We start from the raw sequence: 17654 nt of genomic DNA, 5'->3' as shown, positions 1-17654 counted from the left end.
CATGTGCCCGCCCCCTGAAAATCAATCTCGTTTTCAGGGCCTTGCCGCACATTTTTTTGCCTTTGTCAAGGCTTTTTTTCTTTTGGAATTTATTGGTTAACTTAATGGCATTGCTCAAATTGAGACGTATTTCGACATGGTTCTACCTGTCACCGGGGGTCGTGGTCATCAAGCGGTACAACTCCGTATCCCTGGGAAACTCGTTGGCGAAGGGGACGATGGAGCCGCCCACGCGGATCAGGCCGTGGCCTGCCTCGGCGCTGGTGATGTAGGACATTTGATTGGTGGAGATATTCAGCAGCTTGGCAAGCTCGGCCCGGTCGGTGGCCGCCTGGTTCAGCAGCACCAAAAACTCACTGTTGGCGAACATAAGCCGGGCGGTGTCGGAGCGCAGACATTCCTCCACATTCTGCGTGGCGGCGGTCATGGCGGCGGCGTATTTTCTGAACCGCTTCCAGCACTTATACAGGAATTGCGCGGAGTAGTAGTAGCGGAAGAAAAGGTAAACCTCGTCCACGAATACCCATGTGTATTTCCCTGCCAGACGGTTTGCGGCCACGCGGTTCTGAATGGTCTCCAGTGTGACGTTCAGCGCCGTGGGCTTGAGCTGCTCCCCCATTTCGTACAGGTCGAAGGAAATGATCCGGTTGGCAATATCCACGTTGGTCTCGTGGGCGAACATATTCAAGCTGCCCTCCACAAACAGCTCGGAGGCCAGGGCCAGTTCCTCCGCCTCCCGTTCCGGCTGGCGCTTCAACTCGTTTCGCCAATCGGACAGGATGGGCTGCCGGGACTTGCCGCCGCTGGCGATCAGCTCATGGTAGACATTGGCGGTGCAGCGGTCAATGATAGACTTGTGGAAAGCCCCCAACTGGCCCGCGCCCATCTGCTGTTCGCAAATGCTCATAAGCAGCTCGGACTTCATGGCTACGGGGTTTTCGCCGGTGCCGTAGCCCCTGGTAATCTCCAGAGGGTTGATGTGGTGGGGGCTGTTGGGGGAAATCTCGATCACGGCCCCGCCCAGGGCACGGGTCAGGTCGCCATATTCTCGCTCGGCGTCGATGATGATAATATCATCACTGGTGGACAGAGCAATAAAAGTAATGGCCTCCTTCATGCTGAAGGATTTGCCGGAGCCGGACACGCCCAGGATAAAGCCGTGGGGGTTCAACAGCCGCTTTCGGTTGCAGATCAGGAGGTTTTTGCTGACGGCGTTGACGCCGTAGTAGATGCCCCCGGCATCCTGTATCTCCTGGACGCGGAAGGGCATGAGGACGGCGGCGCTCTCGGTGGTGAGGGTACGGGTGGTCCTGACCCGGCGCAGGCCATAGGGCAGGGCGGTGTTCAGCCCGTCCTCCTGCTGGTAGCGCAAGACGGAGAACTGGCAAAGGCTCTCGTTACCGATGGCCTGCAAGGTCTCGGTGTCCGCGTCCAACTGCTCCAGCGTGTCGGCCATGTGGACCAGGGTGACATTGGCGAAGATCATGCGCTGGTCGCGGGTGCTGAGGTCGTCCAGGAACTCCTTATTCTCTGCCCGGAGCTGTTCCAGCTCATAGGGGACGGTGGCGGTAAAGTTGTTGTTGGCGTTCTGCTTCTGCTGCCAGCGGGTGATGTCGCTCTCCACGCCCAGGATGCGGGCCTGCATTTCCTTCACGGCCTCGTTGGTGGGAATGGGCAGAATGTCGATGGACAGCATAAGGTTCCGGGAGAAGTCGGACAGGTCGGTAATCATGCGGTCCTTGATGTAGCTGGCGTACTCCCGGAGGAACAGGACGCGGCCCACCTTGCCGCCCAGCTCGAAGTGGTCCGCTTTGAACTGCATCCCGTCCGGGGCGATGGCGTCCTTGAAGTGATGGCCCCGGCGCATGGCGGCGGAGAGGTCGAATTGAAAGTCCCGTTCCTCGCTGGGCCGGAAGAAGTCATGGAAGATCCGCAGGCGCTCATGGTTGTCCAGGGGCTTGGCCCCGCTGTCCAGCTTGCCAAAGCTCTTGGACAGGTCAATATCCACCCGCTTGAAAAAGGTACGGGCCTCGTCGATGCTTTTCCGGGCAAAGGAGACTGCATGGAACAGGCAGTACAACAGGAGCGGCGGATACACGTCATCCCCGCCACAAAACAGGCTGCGGCCCCCGGACGGGCCTCTGGCCGCCGCCAGCGGGTGGCCGCCTACTGCCGGGTGTCCACCGACAGCGAGGAGCAGCTCACCAGCTACACCGCCCAGAAAGCCTACTACACCCAGAAGATCGATGAAAATCCTGATTGGGAGATGGCCGGTATTTTTGCCGATAAAGGCATCACCGGCACAAGCATGAAAAAGCGGGTGGAGTTCAAAAAGATGATCGCCGCCTGCAAACGGGGCCGGATCGACCTGATCCTCACCAAATCCCTCTCCCGATTCGCCCGGAACACGGTGGACTCCCTGGAGGTGGTGCGGATGCTCCGGGCCAACGGCATCGGCGTGATTTTCGAAAAGGAAAATATCAATACGTTGACTGAGTCCAGCGAGTTCCTGCTCACGCTGTTCAGCGGCTTTGCCCAGGCGGAGAGCGAGTCCATCAGCAAAAACGTGATCTGGGGCATTCAAAAGAGCCGGGAGGCGGGGAACGTCCCCTTCCAGTATCAGAAACTGCTGGGCTACCGGCGGGGGCCTGACGGTCAGCCGGAGATCGTGCGGTCGGAGGCGGAGGTGGTGAAACGCATCTACCGCCGCTACTTGGACGGGTGCAGCTTGGCACAGATCAAGAGGGAGCTGGAGGCGGACGGCGTACCCACCGCCAGCGGCATCCAGGGCTGGACGTATCAGGTGGTGCGCAATATCCTGACCAATGAGCGCTACATTGGCGACGCCCTGCTGCAAAAGACCTACACCACCGACTGCATCAGCAAGACGGTGAAGAAAAACCAGGGTGACCGCCCCATGGTATATGTGGAACGGAACCACCCCGCCATCGTCTCCAAGGCTATGTTTTATCAGGTGCGGGAGGAGATGGCCCGCAGGGCCAGCAAGCGGAAGGTGATGCAGAAAACAGGTAAGACCGAGCAGGGCAAATACTCCGCCAAATACGCCCTGTCCGAGCTGCTGGTGTGCGGGGAGTGCGGTACACCGTACAAGCGATGTAGGTCGGCTTGGCGCGATCCAGCAGGATGAGGAGCAGCGGGCCGGACAGGAGGCCAGACTGCGGGAGCTGGCGGAATGGCTGAAAAAGCAGAGGTCCGAATTTACTGAATACGATGATACCATCACCCGCAGGTATGTGGAGAGGATCACTGTTGTGGATGCCGAAACCATCCGTATCAAATTCAAATATACCAACGTTGAGATCGACAGGACGATTAGAAAATAACAGGAGAATACACCATGGAAATTTACATCACGGGAGACCTCCACGGGGATCTCCGCCGTTTCCAGCCGGAAATCTTCTACGAGCAGGAGGGCCTTACAAAAGAGGACCTCGTACTGGTGGCAGGTGACTTCGGCTGTGTGTGGCACGGCGATGAGCGGGATGACGAGGGCCTGGACTGGCTGGAGAGACGGCCCTTCACCACGGCCTTTGTGACCGGGAACCACGAAAACTACGACGCCCTGCGGAAATATCCGCTGGCGGAGTGGCGAGGCGGAAGCATCCGGCGAATCCGTCCCTCGGTGATCCTGCTGGAACGGGGCCAGATATTTGACCTGGGTGGAAAACGATTCTTCACCATGGGCGGGGCCAGCAGCCATGACATTCAGGACGGCATCCTGGAGCCGGACGATCCTCTGTTCAAGAAAAAATGCAGGGAGTTGGACGCCAGGGGCGCGATGTACCGGGTGAACCACCTGTCCTGGTGGAAGGAGGAGTTGTCTGTGTCCACATTGTCATTAATGGCAATCAGCCGCACTCCCCTTTGGCGAAGAATTTCCATTACCTGACCGACTTTCAGATAGTCACGTCCGAGACGACTCATGTCCTTGACGATGATACCTGTTCCACTTATCGGGGGAAGAAAGGTTGCTCTGCACACTATATCCGGGCCGTGGTCCTGGAACGGCTGGTGCTTCAAAACCTGCAAAGGGTAGTGGCCTATGCCCAGGAGGACGAGGACGAGTTTGTACGGCGTGTTATGGAGAACAAGACCGCCGTACAGCGGGCGGAGCAGGAGCAGGCCAAGCGAACCCTGGAAAAGCAGGAGCGGCGGATCAACGAATTGGACGCCATCATTCAGAGGCTCTACGAGGACCACGTTATGGGCAAGCTGAACGCCGAACGGTTTGCAAAGCTGTCCGAGGGCTACGAGAAGGAACAGGCGGACTTGAAGCAGTCTGTTGGAAACCTCCGGGCTATCGTAAATGCCGCCGAAACCCAGGCCGTCAATGTTAAGAGCTTTCTGAAAATTGTAAAGAAGTACACCGAGCCCACTGAACTGACCCCAGCAATACTGCGGGAGTTTGTAGAGAAGGTGGTGGTTCACGCTCCGGACAAGTCCAGCGGACACCGTGTCCAGCGGATTGACGTACATTACACTTTCATTTTGTGAGATCGACTTGTCCCCGGAGTACAACAAGTATGAGAAAGAGACAACCGCATGACGCTCTCGCATCATACGGCTGTCTCCCGCCAGGAAAACTTCTTTATCGGGGTTCCCCTTAAGGTCTCCGCTTTCTTTCAACATAATTAGATTTCCTATATTATTGTTCGGGAGTGATATATTCGGGTCCGCAAGCCAAGAGAATCTGCCAGTAAAATATACTAAATACAGTTCTATCTGAGGAAAATTACTGTTTTCAAATGTCAGCTCAAGAGACAGCCTCCAACGCGCACTTTACCTTGCACAATTTCCAAGGGGCATCCTGCTTAATACGTATTTTTTGCGTTAGGGCGTCTTCAGTATAGGAGCAGAACCTAAAAGCGTATTCATTCTTTTCCGGCGTCCCTTGATGAGAATGAAGGATCGCCATTACAGATTCAGGCTCTGCGGCCCCGCACGTTACCAGGGCATGGCTGAGGTTTGAACGCAATGAGCAGAAATCCCCGTCTTGAAAATCAGGAGACAGGGCAACTTTCATCAGTTTTTCCAGCAGCGAGAGAAATCTAGGTTCACGCAGCGTAGAAATTGCCTGTGTTGGTCCACTGAGGGAATCGATGCGTTTCTCTGGAATCGTCTGATTCTCTTCGGCTAATCTGATATACTCACACAGCGCTATCTCGCTTCCAAGGGCAATCAAATGCGCCGTTAGCTCGGAGGAAGGTGTGACCTGGAATTGCCGCTCCATTGCGGCGCGTAAATGGGCTTTCGAAAGATCGGGGCAAAGCCGTTCTATATTCAGTAATGTGTTTTCATCCGCAAAGGGAAGTAGCTCTTCCTGAATACAGTGGGCACCAAAAATCTTGTATAAATACTCTATGGCGGCTGTTTTTGCTGACTCGTCTTCTTTTACAGCTTCAACAGCGGCTTGTCGAATCTCCTCACAGCCATAATTCATGCAGTATTGGATATGATCCCGCAGAACAAGTCCGTGGACTTTTTGTGCCTTGATGTTTTCCACGATACGTTGCAGAAGCGTTTCCACTGGAAGATGTGCTTTAAGAAACGAATACTTTTGAGTGTCATCATCTTCGGAAAAGCAGAAATACGGAAGCTCTGACATCTGCAAAAGGATCTGTTCCTCTGGTACAAGTTCCAAGTATACGGTGAGGGAAACCACCGCGACAATAAAGCGGGGGGCTTGAGCTGATGTCCCGCTGTATGTGACAGCGTTTTCCAAAAGTCCCTGCTCATACAGGGGCTGAATCATTTGACGCAAGACTGATTTTTGCTCATCTGAAACCTGAAGGTTTTTCACGTTCCGGATGGATAAATATGCCTCCAATATCACAAACCGATTCCAGCCAAGCGATTGAATGGCATCCTTCGCTTTTGTCGATTCTTGAACATGACGATGCAGACCGTAATTCAGCTTCATGAGCAAGGAGTCGAATTCATATTCTCCAGGTAAATAGATCAGGTCTTTCACTGTGGGATCTGGAAGCTGTGCCTTTTGGATGGAAAGCGAAAGTAGTTCCTCCGCTTTTGCTTTGTCAAACAGGATATTAAAATATTCATGCCTCCGTGTCTGCTCCAATCTTTCGTAATCAATACGAGGCATCCTCTCCGGGAGGGCGACGCCGTCAATTTGCAGAATCAATTCTTTATATTTCTGGTATTGCGCGTCGTCGGCATGTCTTGCCACAAGTTCCTGAAACAGCGTGTGGTCTTCCAGCTTCCCATTGCGGTATGCTTTGGCTGCATATGACAGATTTTCCGGCTGATAGAATAGTGCGTCCAAATCATAATAGCGCTCCGCAGCGCCGCAAAGTTCAATCACAGCGTTTTCGATGGTGCCGGTCACTTCAAAAAAGTGAGCAATAGCGCGCATCTCCCTTTGTGAACAGTGCCTTGCCAAGGAAATGTAACAATTGATTAGTACCTGGTAATACTCCGTTTGACCCTGGGAAAATTGTTCTTCCGCCTTCACACAAAGGGCTTCAAAAACCTCATCCTCTTCATATATGCACATTGGTCTTTTCTGCGACAAATACTGGAGGGCCGTCTGGATGCTCTCCGGCTCTGTTAACGCCTTCAGCCCATCCACTAAGGCGATTGTTTCATTGGATATTCGGTTATTGCCATGAGTAAAAGCGATGCCGTCCAGGAAAAATTGAACATGCGCGTTATGCTGGCCGGAGCGGGTTAGCAGCTGATACATTGCCCAACGGACTTCGGAATTAGAACAATCGCCGTACTTTGTGGTCAATTCAGTTGCAATCTCAGGTGCAACCAGCCTCAGGCTCGACAGGGCTTCCAGAGCGTTATAACAAAGCCCTTCATTGCCGTTGACAGGAGATGTACAGCAAGCCAGCAGAGCCTGCGCTGTTTCAACCTGACGGCCAAAGAGGCGAGAGAAATGCCTTAGCAGGTGAAGCGCGGAAATCTGAGACACTCTATGTACTGGATGACGGATTTTATCCAGCAGGAACTCCAGCGACTCGTCACAGCAGGCAAACATAGCCAATTGTTCCAAATTTAACAGGCTGTCGCTGAGCCAGAGCATCTTTTTCTCCCGCTCCAGAAAGATTGTCTTAAAAATACTCACCCGAACATCTAACTCCAAGTGGTCCGGTTCAAACTTCACCAGTGCGGAAGGGGCATGCTCCAGGGTCCAAGATTTTACATCCCATTCCTGCACAATACTGGCAAAAAATCCAAATGTATTCACCCAGGACATTTTGATACCCTGCCCGTCGCTGAAATATTGGATTGCTTCTTCCTGCGGCAGGGTGGAGAGAAATTTTGCGGCTAAATATTCCTTGAAGTTATTGTGAGAAAAACACCAGCGTGTTCCTCCTTTTCGGAGCAGGCCGCTGTATTTAAGCAGCTTACGGTCCTCCAGTCCGAAAAGCTCCTGATATTCTACGACGTCATCCAGAGCTGATCTTTGCATCAGCTGCATGGCAAACGCGGCTTTTTCCAAGAGAACGAACAAATCCCGCCGCCGCTCTTCCAGGTCTCCCTGAAATTTCTGGTCATCCAATTGGAAACTCTCCGTGATCAGATAGTCCATGACTTCCGCTTTGCCGGGCAGTTGGCCGTACTTTTGATAGAGCCGGACCAATCTCGTTAAATAGAAGGGATTTTGCAGAAGATATCCGGTTTCAGACTGTTTGGCAGCCTCTATAAAACGATCTATATCGACAGCCTGCCTGGATAAAAATTCCTGAATATCGGTGTCCGTCAAGTCGTCCAAATCATAGACTTGGAAGCCCCGAAAGGTTTGAGACCGGTTTTCAACTTCCGCCTTGCAAAAATTGCTGCGGGAGGAAATGACCACTTTGACAGACGGATGATCCCTTAGAAAGGACTGAAGCCTCCGCATAAACTCGCTGCGCTCGTTTTCCTGCATCTCATCGTAGCCATCAAAAAGCAGCACAAGATATTCCGGCGGCAAGACCCGATAAGGTTCCGGCAGAAGCGCGCAAATGGTTTCTCCGCAATATGGGCCCAAAGAGTAAAGGAACGGAAACAGCGGAGTTTTGGATAGAACACCAGCTAGGTTTTGAAGCTCAATACTTTTGCCATGTCCCGCGTCGCTTAGAATCAAGAGCTGATCGCTTTCCTCTAAAGCCTCTGTCAGTGAGAGTGATTTCTGTGCTTGAAAAGATCTCTCAAATGTGTCAAGCATTGCGACTGCGTGGGGAACAACCTTCCGCGGAATATAGTCACTTGGTATGTCGTAGAGCTTTTTGGAAACCCTGTCCGGCGAAACATAAGGAACTGTTGAGCCGCAAGGCACCAGTGCTTCTATTTCCTGCAGGATTTGTTTCGTATTTTTTTCAATTCGTCGATTGCCGCTGTGGAGCACCCGTTCTCCTATACTCATTTGTTGGAGCACGCAAGATTCTAATTGGGTGACATAGCCTAAAAGTATTTTTTCTACATCGCTCCTATAGGGCAGAGTGTCGCTATTCGCTTTGAAAAAGGCCTCGATGAATTCCGCTTTCTCCTCAGATGAAAATAGAGAGTTCCCTAAAACATCTGACTTCTTTCCGGCAAGATAGGGTTCCACCTGATCTGCGATTGGGGCCAGTTCTTCCGAGAGCGATGAGAAGTCAACAGTCCCGCATAATTTTTTCAATTTGTAAGACTTATAGAATTTAGGCCCTGCCTGGACTGCGTCTCTGATTCCAGATGCTAAGGTCACAAACGAACCCAAGTGTCCTGCTATTTCCAGAATACCCATTCAAATATCCCTCATTTCTAATCTGCGGAACAGAAACAGTCTGTGTAATAAAGAAGACTAAACACATCGTGTCTGTTGGCCGTATAAAAAGAAAACCCTCAAAACGAGAACATCATAGATTATAGGAGATACAGACGAAAAATTCAAGGGTTCATGCTATGAAAGGATGTGCTTGTGGTCATATGTTATAATTGCTTTATTACGTTAGGGGAGGACTGAAACAATGCCGGTTCAATATCCAGAAGTATTTAAGATTAATATCATTCGACGCTATGAAAGCGGTGAAAAAATTAAAGATCTAAGCCAGGAATTACATATCTCCCAGAGCACTCTCTACCGTTGGCGCAAAGAATATCGGACCATACAGGCACCCGGCCATTCCTATACACCGGCGGAGTTTGATTCGCTTTCCAGGCGGTTACAGAAAGCGGAACATGAGCTGGAAGTTATTAGGCTTTCTAATTATATCACAGAAGAACCCCGACAGAAAAGACTTTCAACATTAGAAGAACTCTACCATCATCCAGATAATTCGTATAGTGTACATGAATTATGTGATGCCCTTAGTATCCCATGAGGCACCTTTTACAACCATATTTTTCGTAGCGCAGATCAGAGTAAATATAAAGATGAGCAAATGAAGCTTATGTTAAAGGTACAGCAAATCTTTGATGACAGCAAACAAAGATATGGAGCGGAGAAAATCCGGGTTATCCTCGCGGAAGACGGCATCCGGACGAGTGCGAAACGGATATCATCTATCATGCAGGAGCTGGGACTGAAAAGTATCCGTACAAATGCAAAGAAAGATTACAAAAAGCGCCAGAGGAATGCGAAAGAGAATTTGCTGAGGCAGCAGTTTTCCACAGACCGACCTAATCAGGTACGGGTCGGTGATTTTACCTATTTCCGAATCAATGGACATTGGCTCTATTTTTGTATGATACTGGATCTGTATTCCCGAAAGATCGTGGGTTACCAGGTATCCCAAAACCCCAGCACGAATCTTGTCACGGCGACATTTAAAGGGGCATTTAAGGATAGAGACCGCCCCGAGGGGCTGACCTTCCATAGTGATCGAGGAAAACAGTACACATCTAAGACGTTTGCCGCTCTTGAGGCAATGTGGTGTGAGGCAGTCCTTTTCTGCGTCGGGGAGGCCCCATGACAATGCCGTAGCGGAGACCTTTTTTGCCACGTTTAAAAAAGAAGAGGCGTATCGCCGTGAATACACCTCGGAGCCGAGCTTCTGCAAAAGTGTAGAGAAATATGTCCAATTTTACAATGGAGCCCGTCCTCATAGGACTTTAAAGCACAAAACGCCGCAGGAATATGAAGATGCCTACGAGGAGTCTTTTCAATAAAATTGTCCATATAGCGTTCTTCTGTTGAAAAAAGTTGTGGATTTTGGAAATTTCGGAAGTTTGACGCATGAGGCGAAAAGCAGAAAAACCCTGCATTTACAAGGCTTTTAGAGCAAAACGACTCCCGCTTTTCGATAAAAATGTTCGAAAAGCGGGAGTCGTTCAATCTGTCTGCTGCCGCTTGAAATACTGAGCTACCTCGTCGCCGAAGCGTTTGATGTGGAGGAGCATATAGGCACCGGCACCGTCCTCGTCCCGCCGGGTTAGATACCCCATGATTATGTGGTGCTGATTGATTCTCTCCTCCAGGGAGGACTCCGTGACCATGGAGGACACATACGTCCACTCTGCGACCCGGAGAATCTGCCAGGCCCGTTTCAGCGACGGGCTTCCCGCGGCGTCCATGATTAGCTCGTGAAACTCCATATCCAGGCGCACAAACGCGCCCAGATCGTGGTTTTGATCCATCTCCTGGAGAAGCTGTTCCATCTGGAGGAACTGCTCCTCGGACGCCAGCTTAGCGGCACGCCGCGCCGCGTACTCCTCTAAAAAGGCGCGGATATCGAAGATGTCCTGAATTTCCTTTACCGACAGGTTGCGTACGAAGGTCCCCGAATAGGGCCGCTCCTCCAGGAGACCGATGGCCGAGAGCTCCAGCATAGCCTCGCGCACGGGTGCCTGAGACACGTTCAGTTCTCGGGCCAGGCGCGTCTCCACGATTCTGTCTCCGGGACGGTAAACCCCTTCCACAATCTGCTGCTGGATGTAATTTTTGATATTGCTCCGCATGGTTTCCTTCATGGCAGGCCGCTTTCCAGCGGCTTTTTTTGTTCTCATGTAATCGTCCTTCCCATTCGGAGATGCCACGGCGGGCACCTGTTACTGCCATTGTATAAGAAAACCGGTCAAAATGCAATCGCCTCTATGAGAAAGCCGGCGTACCCGGGCGGAAAATCGATTTTATGGAATTGAGGTCAAGCAAATGCTTGAATGGGTTGCTGCGTGCGCACGTGTTTTTGGACGTATTGACATAAATTTGTTAATATTTCAGTGCTCTTTTTACAAAAAGAAGAAAGCGATTCGACAAAATCTTGACAAAGTCGCAGAACGTGCTATTATGTTTTATAATAGATAATCGATTATTTGATATCACAACTTGCTCCCGCGAGAAAATCTAAGAGGAGGATACAGAAACCTATGCGCCAGTTATCGTCAAATGTGTATACTGAAACCGAAATCCGGGGGTGCGATCCCAGCATCGTCCTGACTCGGGAGGGTGCCGTCTTCATTGACACCGCCCAGTGGATTACCAACCTGGAGCAGATGATCGCCTTTGCCGAGGAAAAGGCCGGGACGATCAAGTACCTGGTCAACACGGAGAGCCATGTTGACCATATCTTCGGCAACCACTGGCTGAAAAAGGCCGGAGCCACCATCATCGGCCAGGAGAAGATTTTGGACGGCTTCTTCAAGATTCCTCCCGCCTTCCATATGGCGACACACGAGTACAACGTGGACATCATCCGGCGGCAGGACCCCGGCGCCTTGGACCGGATGCCTTCCGAGGAGGAGTATCTCGTGGCGAAGCCGGACATCACCTTTACGGACAAGCTGACCTTTAGGCTGGGAGACCATACGTTCCGCTGCGTCCATACGCCCGGCCACTCCCCGGAGCAGACCAGCGTTTATGTGCCGGAGGAGCGCTGCGTGTTCGTGGGCGACAACATCTTCAATGACTGCCAGATTTGGTTGCATAGCGTGGATTTCGACGATCTTTTCCACAGCCTGGACTGGCTTCAGGGACTGGATGTGGACTACATAGTGCCCGGCCACGGCCCGGTGCGGGGCAAAGAGTGCATTGTGGAGAACAAACAGTTCCTGCACGCTTGGTTGGACGCCGTGGGCGAGGGAATTGTCAAGGGCTGGAGCAAGGAGGAGTGCGTGGAGCGCATCAGCTTCGCGGATCGCTGTCCCGTGGACATCGGCCAGTCGGAATGCATGGAATACGTCCAGACCAATAACGTTCGGAGATGCTACGACTACCTCACGCGCAGTGTGGAGCGTTAAGGAGGGGACCATGATAACAAAACGACCCGCCGCGATCATTGGCAAGGGCATGATCGGCATCAGCCTCGCTGTGCTCTTTACCGGCAACGGCATTCCCGCCATTGTCCTGGCAAAGAACAGCGAGGCCGGGCTGGAGAAATACCGGACCTATTACCGGGACCTGATTGCCCAGGGCTTGGTGACGGAGAAGCAAGCCGCCGCCTGCGAGAAACTGCTGTCCTTTACAGAGGACTACGCCGGACTGCGTGAGGCGGAAATCGTCTTTGAATGCGTCACGGAAAAGCTGGAGGTTAAGCACGAGGTCTACCGGAAGTTGGAGGAGGCCTGCCCGGAGCTAAAGGCCGTCGCCTCCACCACCTCCGCCATCTCCCCGGCGGATTTGGCGAAGGGGATGCGGCGGAAGGAAAAGGTCATGGTGGCCCATCCCTACAACCCGCCTCATGTGGTGCCCTGCGTGGAGCTGGTGAAAAACGATTTTACCGACCAGGGGGCCATCGACGCCGTGGTGGAGCTGCTGGAGTACTGCGGCAGAGAGGTTTGCAGAATGAACAAGGCGGCTCCTGGATTCATTGCCAACCGGCTCCAGCACGCGCTGTACCGGGAGGCGGTGTACATGGTGGAGCAGGACATCTGCTCCCCGGAGGACATCGACAAGTGCATCCGCTCGAGCTGGGGGCCCCGGTATACCTCTATCGGCCTGTTCGACCATTTCGATTATGCCGGACTGGACTTGATCGCCAACATTGAGCGCTATCTCTATCCCGACCTGTGCGATACCAAGGCGGTGCATCCCTCCCTTCAGGAGCGGCTGGACCGGGGAGATCTGGGCTATAAGACCGGCGTGGGATATTACGACTGGCGGGAGCGGGATATGGACACTTTCCGCAAGAAGACCAGTGATCCCTATCTGCGCTTTTTCAACTGGAGGCTGCCGGAGGAATGAAAGCGTTGGTGAAAACAAAAGCCGGCCCGGACGGCATGCGCTGCATGGAGATTCCGGAGCCGATTCCCGGCGGAGACAACCTAAAGGTAAAAGTCTTCGCATGCGGGATTTGCGGGACGGACATTCATTTGCTGCACGACAGCTATCCGTGCCGCCTGCCGGTCGTTAGGGGGCTTGAGTTTTCTGGAGTTGTAACGGAGGTTGGGGAAAATGTGAGCTAATTCCGGCTGGCGACAGGGTGGTCACACTGACCGCGACGGATACCTGCGAGGAGTGCGAATGATGCCGCCAGTATGGACATTGATATGGATAGGAATCTGTGGATTGCCCACTGGGGCGGCTGGTGCGTTGGGAAATGGGATCTCCGCACAGGGGAGCTCCTGGAAAAGGCGGAGGTGCCGGCATGCCGGGCGGTCGGCTGCGCCTTTGGAGGAAAATTGTTACGTGCAGCGAGACCCTGCCGTCAGACGGCGGCGAACAGCCGGACGCAGGGTGCGTTTTTGTGGCGCGCGGCCTTGGCACGAGAGGGCTTCCCTTCCACCGCTTCAAGGGAGAGGGAGGCAGGCGGTAATTCGCTTTTGGAGAAAAGGCACCGCCTTTTGCTTGGAGACAATATTGAGTTTCCGGCGGGGAGGCGCGCCCGCTCCGGTGAGCGGGCGCGCGGGGAATTTCCCGCCGGTGAATGGGAGGGATTTTATGGCAGACGCGGTTAAGATGGAGCATATCTGCAAAAGTTTTTCCGGAGTCCATGTGCTTGAGGATGTTGAGTTTTGTCTGAGGAAGGGTGAGATCCACGCACTGATGGGGGCGAACGGTGCGGGAAAGTCCACATTGATCAAAATCCTGTCCGGCGCCCACAAGAAGGACAGCGGGACCATCCTGATTGATGGGGAAGAGGCAGACATTCAATCGCCGGTGAGCTCTAAGGCCCACGGCATCCAGTGCATTTATCAGGAGCTCTCTCTGGCGCCCGATCTTTCGGTGGCCAACAACATCTTTCTCGGACAGGAGAAGATGAAGGGACGGCTGCTGGACCAAAGGGGGATTAACCGGGAAGCCGCCCGCATGATGGAGGACCTGGACCTGCACGTGGACGTGCGGATGCCGGTGAGCCAGCTGGGCATTGGCGAGCGGTTCTTCACGGAAATCTGCCGCTGCCTGGTGGGAGATGCAAAAATCGTCATTCTGGACGAGCCCACCTCTGCCATGACGCCCAAGGAGTACAAGCACTTTTTGACTACTATAAAGACGCTTCGCGAGAGGGGCATTTCCATCATATATATCTCCCATCACCTGGATGAGATTTTCGACATCTGTGACCGCGTCACGGTGCTGCGGGACGGCAAAAATGTGACGACCACGGACATTGCCGACTTGACGATGCAAGAGCTGATCTTCCAGATGATCGGCAAGGACGTTGTCAGCGGCAGGCGGATGGTTCAGGAGCGGGATTTCGGAGGCTCACCGGTGATCCTCCGGCTGGAGCATGTAACGACCCAAAAGCTCAAGGATGTGTCTTTGGAGCTTCATGCGGGGGAGGTCCTGGCGGTGTCCGGTCTGCTGGGTGCCGGGAAGACGGAGCTTGCCGACGCCGTTTTCGGCGAGGACAGCCTTCTGTCCGGGCAGATTTATTTGGATGGGAATCCGGTTAAAATCTCTCATCCCCAGGACGCGATGCGGCTTGGCATTGCCCTGGTCAACGAGGACCGCAAGGGTAAGGGGCTGTTTCAGGACAACTCCATCAAGCGGAACATCTCCATCTCCAGCCTGGAGCAGATGCTGCAATACAGGGTGTTTGTCGACCGGAAAAAAGAGGCCGCGCTGGGAGCGGAGATGACGGAGAAGCTCTCGGTAAAGTGTGCCGGGCCGGAGCAGTTGGTGCGGTATCTCAGCGGCGGCAACCAGCAGAAGGTGGTCCTGGCCAAGTGGCTGCTGCGGAATCCCCGCATTTTGATTTTGGACGAGCCCACCCGTGGAATCGATGTTGGCTCCAAGGATGAGATATACAGCATGATTGCCTCCCTGGCGGAACAGGGAATCGCGATTTTGCTGCTCTCCTCTGAAATGCCGGAGGTGCTGTCCATGGCACACCGGATTGTGGTGCTCAAGGACGGCGAGGTAAGAGGCGAGCTTCCGGGGAATGGTACGACGCAGAATGAAATTCTAATGATGGCGGCAGGAGAATGAGCGCTATGGTAAAAGTAAAAGAATTCGTGAAGAAAAATACGCTATTTATTGTCTTTTTGGTCATCTGCGCGATTTTTTCCGTTGCGACAGATAGCTTCCTGACAGTGAGCAACATCACGGACGTTGTTCGCACTAACACCATCAACGGCCTGCTGGCCGTGGGCCTGACCTACGTGATTCTGTCCGGCGGGATCGACCTGTCCGTAGAGGCCACCGTCTGCCTGGCGGGACTGGTGGCGGGATATCTCAGCCCCATGCCAGTAGTGGCTGTTCTGGCGGGCGTTATGGTGGGCGTCGCGATCGGCCTGTTTAACGGCTTGATGCTGGAGAAGAGCGGCGTCCAGCCCTTTATCTTCACCTTGGCCATGAGCCGGTTGCTCCGGGGCGTCGTGCTGGCGATTACAAAGGGAAAAAACTACTACACCATCGATTCCAGCTTCACGGCAATTGTACGCAGCAGCGTTTTCGGTATTCCCTCACTGATCATCATGTTCGTTGTGATTGTGGTTATCACGTACTTCGCGTTGAACCGCGCCCGCTATGGCCGCTATATCTACGCGGTGGGTAGTAATGAGGAGGCGGCCCGGCTCTCCGGTATCCGGACGCACCGCATCAAGGTCTCCGCCTATGTAATTGCCGGGATGCTGTCCGGCTTGGCCGGTGTGCTCCTGACCGCCCGCCTGTCGGGCGCGGAAACCAACGCCGGCGACGGCTGGTCGCTGGACGCCGTCTCCGCCGTCATCATCGGCGGAACCAGCCTGCGCGGCGGCCGCGGCGGCATCCTGAATACGCTGCTCGGCATATTCATCATCGCGGTGCTGAACAACGGCATGACCTTAATGGGGGTGCCTACCAACTACAATCAGCTGATAAAGGGGCTTTTGATGCTGGTTGCCGTCCTTTTGGACATGAGCAACCGCAAGAAATCTTGATTGCGATGCTGTGCATCTGATCAATAAATCAAAAGAAGGAGAATTGTATGAAAACGACGAGGAAAATCTTGGCCATGGTTCTGTCTCTGTGCATGGTATTGGCTCTGGCCGCCTGTGGGAACTCCGCGAAGGACACCGCCCCCGCAGAGACACAGACGCCCGCCGCCGACGCGCCGGAGAGCGGCGGTGGCAAAACCTACCACATCGGTATGGCGTTGGACACGTATTCCAACGCGATCAATGCTGAAATCGCCCGGATCTTTGAGGAAGTCTGCAAGGAGCGCGGCTATGATGTGACAATCACCGACGCCGAAGGCGATTCCTCCAAGCAGCTGGCAGATATCTCCACCCTGGTTCAGAAAAAGGTGGACGGCATCATCGTCCTGCCCGTCAGCAGCAACTCCGTAGATGAGGGCATCATCGCGGCCTACGACGCCGGAATCCCCATTGCCACTGTCCTGCGGGATACGCCCAATGTGGCCGATAAGTACGTCTGCTTCTCCGGCACCGACGACGTGGAACTTGGATCCATCGGCGGCCAGTGGATTGTTGACGCCACCGGCGGAGAGGGCAAAATCGTCTATATCACCGGCCGCACCGGCGTCTCCACCGCCGAGAACCGTACCGTCGGCTTCCACCAGGTGGTTGACCAGCATCCCGGCTTGGAGATCGTTGCGGAGCAGGACGGCAACTACAACCGCTCCGACGCCATGACCATTATGGAGGCAATTTTGCAGGCTAATCCCGAAATTGACGCCGTCTGGTGCGCCAACGACGAGATGGCCGGCGGCGTTTGCCAGGCGATTTCTGCGGCGAACCGACAGGGCATTCTGGTGGGCGGAGCGAACTTCCAGTCCGACGCATATGATCGCCTGATGTCCGGCGAGCAGGCCGCCGATATTACCACGCCCTGCGCCATGGTCATTCCTGCCATCGACGCCATTGTCACGGTGCTGGAGGGCGGCACGGTGACGGAGAAAACGCAGTACTATCCCCTTGACCTGGTTACCAAGGAGAACGCCGATCAGTTCAAGGACCAGCTCTATTGATGCGGTAAACGCAAAGGGCCGGCGGGGATCCCCGCCGGCCCTCTCTCGTTTGAAGGTTTGTTTTTGCCAATTCCCGCGCCAGCCGGCTTTGCGGCCGGTTTTTCGATATCGCCGCTTAGGAGGAAGCGCTATGTCTAGCTGCGCTGTCACGCTGACGGCAAACGCAGACGTTGTTCTGGAGTGGAGGAGCCACGTGATCTGGGTCGATGCGCTGCACGCCATCTTTTGCTGTGCCACCTTCCTTTTGCAGAGGACGACACGAATGGCTATCTGGACGCCGCTTTCCGCGCCGCCCGGATCATAGACCTGCCGGACATCCGGCTTTTGACCCGGCCCCTCCAGCGGGAGGAACTATAA

The 17654-nt window shown here is 53.8% G+C and carries 15 protein-coding genes and 3 pseudogenes; 14 read left to right on the top strand and 4 right to left on the bottom strand.

What is annotated here, in order from left to right; translation table 11 throughout:
• Nucleotides 1–142: 142 nt before the first annotated feature.
• Entirely contained in the window at nucleotides 143–2098 is a 1956-nt protein-coding gene (locus tag Q1M04_RS11280; protein WP_300346734.1) for a VirB4-like conjugal transfer ATPase, CD1110 family, read from the bottom strand.
• On the opposite strand from Q1M04_RS11280, the gene Q1M04_RS11275 reads away from it, so the two are divergent.
• Complete coding sequence (locus tag Q1M04_RS11275) at nucleotides 2063–3148, top strand: recombinase family protein (RefSeq protein WP_300346732.1); 1086 nt, start codon at nucleotides 2063–2065, stop codon at nucleotides 3146–3148. The two genes, Q1M04_RS11280 and Q1M04_RS11275, sit on opposite strands and share 36 nt — an antisense overlap.
• 210 nt (nucleotides 3149–3358) lie before the next feature.
• Nucleotides 3359–3787: pseudogene (locus Q1M04_RS11270) on the top strand (metallophosphoesterase family protein); the annotation flags it as partial.
• Between the two features lie 56 nt (nucleotides 3788–3843).
• On the opposite strand, the pseudogene Q1M04_RS11265 reads toward Q1M04_RS11270, so the two are convergent.
• Nucleotides 3844–3960: pseudogene (locus Q1M04_RS11265) on the bottom strand (recombinase family protein); the annotation flags it as partial.
• Between the two features lie 141 nt (nucleotides 3961–4101).
• On the opposite strand from Q1M04_RS11265, the gene Q1M04_RS11260 reads away from it, so the two are divergent.
• Entirely contained in the window at nucleotides 4102–4515 is a 414-nt protein-coding gene (locus Q1M04_RS11260; RefSeq protein WP_366140829.1) for a DUF4368 domain-containing protein, read from the top strand.
• 259 nt (nucleotides 4516–4774) lie between these two features.
• Here Q1M04_RS11260 and Q1M04_RS11255 read toward each other — a convergent pair whose 3' ends face one another.
• The gene (locus Q1M04_RS11255) at nucleotides 4775–8755 is read right to left on the bottom strand and encodes an NACHT domain-containing NTPase (protein ID WP_300346728.1); all 3981 of its coding nucleotides are present in this window, start codon (nucleotides 8753–8755) and stop codon (nucleotides 4775–4777) included.
• Nucleotides 8756–8978: 223 nt separating this feature from the next.
• Here Q1M04_RS11255 and Q1M04_RS11250 point away from each other — a divergent pair, with 223 nt between their 5' ends.
• The 3 genes and pseudogenes from Q1M04_RS11250 (at nucleotide 8979) to Q1M04_RS16175 (ending at nucleotide 10119) form a co-directional block, all read left to right on the top strand.
• On the top strand, nucleotides 8979–9332 hold the full coding sequence (locus Q1M04_RS11250) for a transposase (protein WP_300346725.1): 354 nt from the start codon (nucleotides 8979–8981) through the stop codon (nucleotides 9330–9332).
• Nucleotides 9333–9347: 15 nt separating this feature from the next.
• Nucleotides 9348–9923 (top strand): annotated as a pseudogene (locus tag Q1M04_RS11245) (IS3 family transposase); the annotation flags it as partial.
• Nucleotides 9829–10119, top strand: coding sequence for an integrase core domain-containing protein (locus tag Q1M04_RS16175; RefSeq protein ID WP_366140828.1), 291 nt, complete (start codon nucleotides 9829–9831; stop codon nucleotides 10117–10119). The pseudogene Q1M04_RS11245 and the gene Q1M04_RS16175, both read left to right, overlap by 95 nt.
• A 162-nt stretch (nucleotides 10120–10281) precedes the next feature.
• Here the strand turns inward: Q1M04_RS16175 and Q1M04_RS11240 are convergent, their stop codons facing one another.
• Nucleotides 10282–10956, bottom strand: a complete 675-nt coding sequence (locus Q1M04_RS11240) for a GntR family transcriptional regulator (protein WP_300346722.1) — start codon at nucleotides 10954–10956, stop codon at nucleotides 10282–10284.
• Nucleotides 10957–11316: 360 nt separating this feature from the next.
• On the opposite strand from Q1M04_RS11240, the gene Q1M04_RS11235 reads away from it, so the two are divergent.
• The 8 genes from Q1M04_RS11235 to Q1M04_RS11205 all read left to right on the top strand — a co-directional run bounded on the left by Q1M04_RS11235 (nucleotide 11317) and on the right by Q1M04_RS11205 (nucleotide 17654).
• Entirely contained in the window at nucleotides 11317–12186 is an 870-nt protein-coding gene (locus Q1M04_RS11235; protein ID WP_300346721.1) for an MBL fold metallo-hydrolase, read from the top strand.
• A 10-nt stretch (nucleotides 12187–12196) separates the two neighbouring features.
• Nucleotides 12197–13129 carry a 3-hydroxyacyl-CoA dehydrogenase family protein gene (locus Q1M04_RS11230; protein ID WP_300346719.1) on the top strand — a complete coding sequence of 311 codons (933 nt, stop codon included), beginning with the start codon at nucleotides 12197–12199 and terminating at the stop codon, nucleotides 13127–13129.
• Complete coding sequence (locus tag Q1M04_RS11225; protein ID WP_300346717.1) at nucleotides 13126–13350, top strand: alcohol dehydrogenase catalytic domain-containing protein; 225 nt, start codon at nucleotides 13126–13128, stop codon at nucleotides 13348–13350. The genes Q1M04_RS11230 and Q1M04_RS11225 overlap by 4 nt, the downstream gene beginning before the upstream one ends.
• Before the next feature lie 72 nt (nucleotides 13351–13422).
• A complete protein-coding gene (locus tag Q1M04_RS16170) occupies nucleotides 13423–13842 on the top strand; it encodes an SMP-30/gluconolactonase/LRE family protein (RefSeq protein WP_366140827.1) in 420 nt (139 codons plus the stop codon).
• Nucleotides 13826–15316, top strand: a complete 1491-nt coding sequence (locus Q1M04_RS11220) for a sugar ABC transporter ATP-binding protein (RefSeq protein ID WP_300346714.1) — start codon at nucleotides 13826–13828, stop codon at nucleotides 15314–15316. The genes Q1M04_RS16170 and Q1M04_RS11220 overlap by 17 nt, the downstream gene beginning before the upstream one ends.
• Nucleotides 15317–15321: 5 nt before the next feature.
• Nucleotides 15322–16248, top strand: a complete 927-nt coding sequence (locus tag Q1M04_RS11215; protein WP_300447828.1) for an ABC transporter permease — start codon at nucleotides 15322–15324, stop codon at nucleotides 16246–16248.
• Nucleotides 16249–16295: 47 nt separating this feature from the next.
• Nucleotides 16296–17297, top strand: coding sequence for a sugar ABC transporter substrate-binding protein (locus Q1M04_RS11210; RefSeq protein WP_300346710.1), 1002 nt, complete (start codon nucleotides 16296–16298; stop codon nucleotides 17295–17297).
• A 225-nt stretch (nucleotides 17298–17522) separates the two neighbouring features.
• Complete coding sequence (locus Q1M04_RS11205) at nucleotides 17523–17654, top strand: hypothetical protein (RefSeq protein ID WP_300447825.1); 132 nt, start codon at nucleotides 17523–17525, stop codon at nucleotides 17652–17654.

Origin of the sequence: uncultured Oscillibacter sp., from assembly GCF_950073225.1 — a bacterium.
Taxonomy (GTDB): domain Bacteria; phylum Bacillota; class Clostridia; order Oscillospirales; family Oscillospiraceae; genus Oscillibacter.
Note: the sequence above shows the minus strand (reverse complement) of the source record. Positions and strands in the feature narration are given on the sequence as shown.

Coding starts and splice junctions, on each gene's coding strand:
- Q1M04_RS11220 (WP_300346714.1), top strand. CDS start 13,826: ATGGCAGACGCGGTTAAGATGGAGCATATCTGCAAAAGTTTTTCCGGA.
- Q1M04_RS11250 (WP_300346725.1), top strand. CDS start 8,979: ATGCCGGTTCAATATCCAGAAGTATTTAAGATTAATATCATTCGACGC.
- Q1M04_RS11260 (WP_366140829.1), top strand. CDS start 4,102: ATGGAGAACAAGACCGCCGTACAGCGGGCGGAGCAGGAGCAGGCCAAG.
- Q1M04_RS16170 (WP_366140827.1), top strand. CDS start 13,423: ATGGACATTGATATGGATAGGAATCTGTGGATTGCCCACTGGGGCGGC.
- Q1M04_RS11215 (WP_300447828.1), top strand. CDS start 15,322: ATGGTAAAAGTAAAAGAATTCGTGAAGAAAAATACGCTATTTATTGTC.
- Q1M04_RS11275 (WP_300346732.1), top strand. CDS start 2,063: ATGGAACAGGCAGTACAACAGGAGCGGCGGATACACGTCATCCCCGCC.
- Q1M04_RS11225 (WP_300346717.1), top strand. CDS start 13,126: ATGAAAGCGTTGGTGAAAACAAAAGCCGGCCCGGACGGCATGCGCTGC.
- Q1M04_RS11230 (WP_300346719.1), top strand. CDS start 12,197: ATGATAACAAAACGACCCGCCGCGATCATTGGCAAGGGCATGATCGGC.
- Q1M04_RS11235 (WP_300346721.1), top strand. CDS start 11,317: ATGCGCCAGTTATCGTCAAATGTGTATACTGAAACCGAAATCCGGGGG.
- Q1M04_RS11240 (WP_300346722.1), bottom strand. CDS start 10,956: ATGAGAACAAAAAAAGCCGCTGGAAAGCGGCCTGCCATGAAGGAAACC.
- Q1M04_RS11255 (WP_300346728.1), bottom strand. CDS start 8,755: ATGGGTATTCTGGAAATAGCAGGACACTTGGGTTCGTTTGTGACCTTA.
- Q1M04_RS11210 (WP_300346710.1), top strand. CDS start 16,296: ATGAAAACGACGAGGAAAATCTTGGCCATGGTTCTGTCTCTGTGCATG.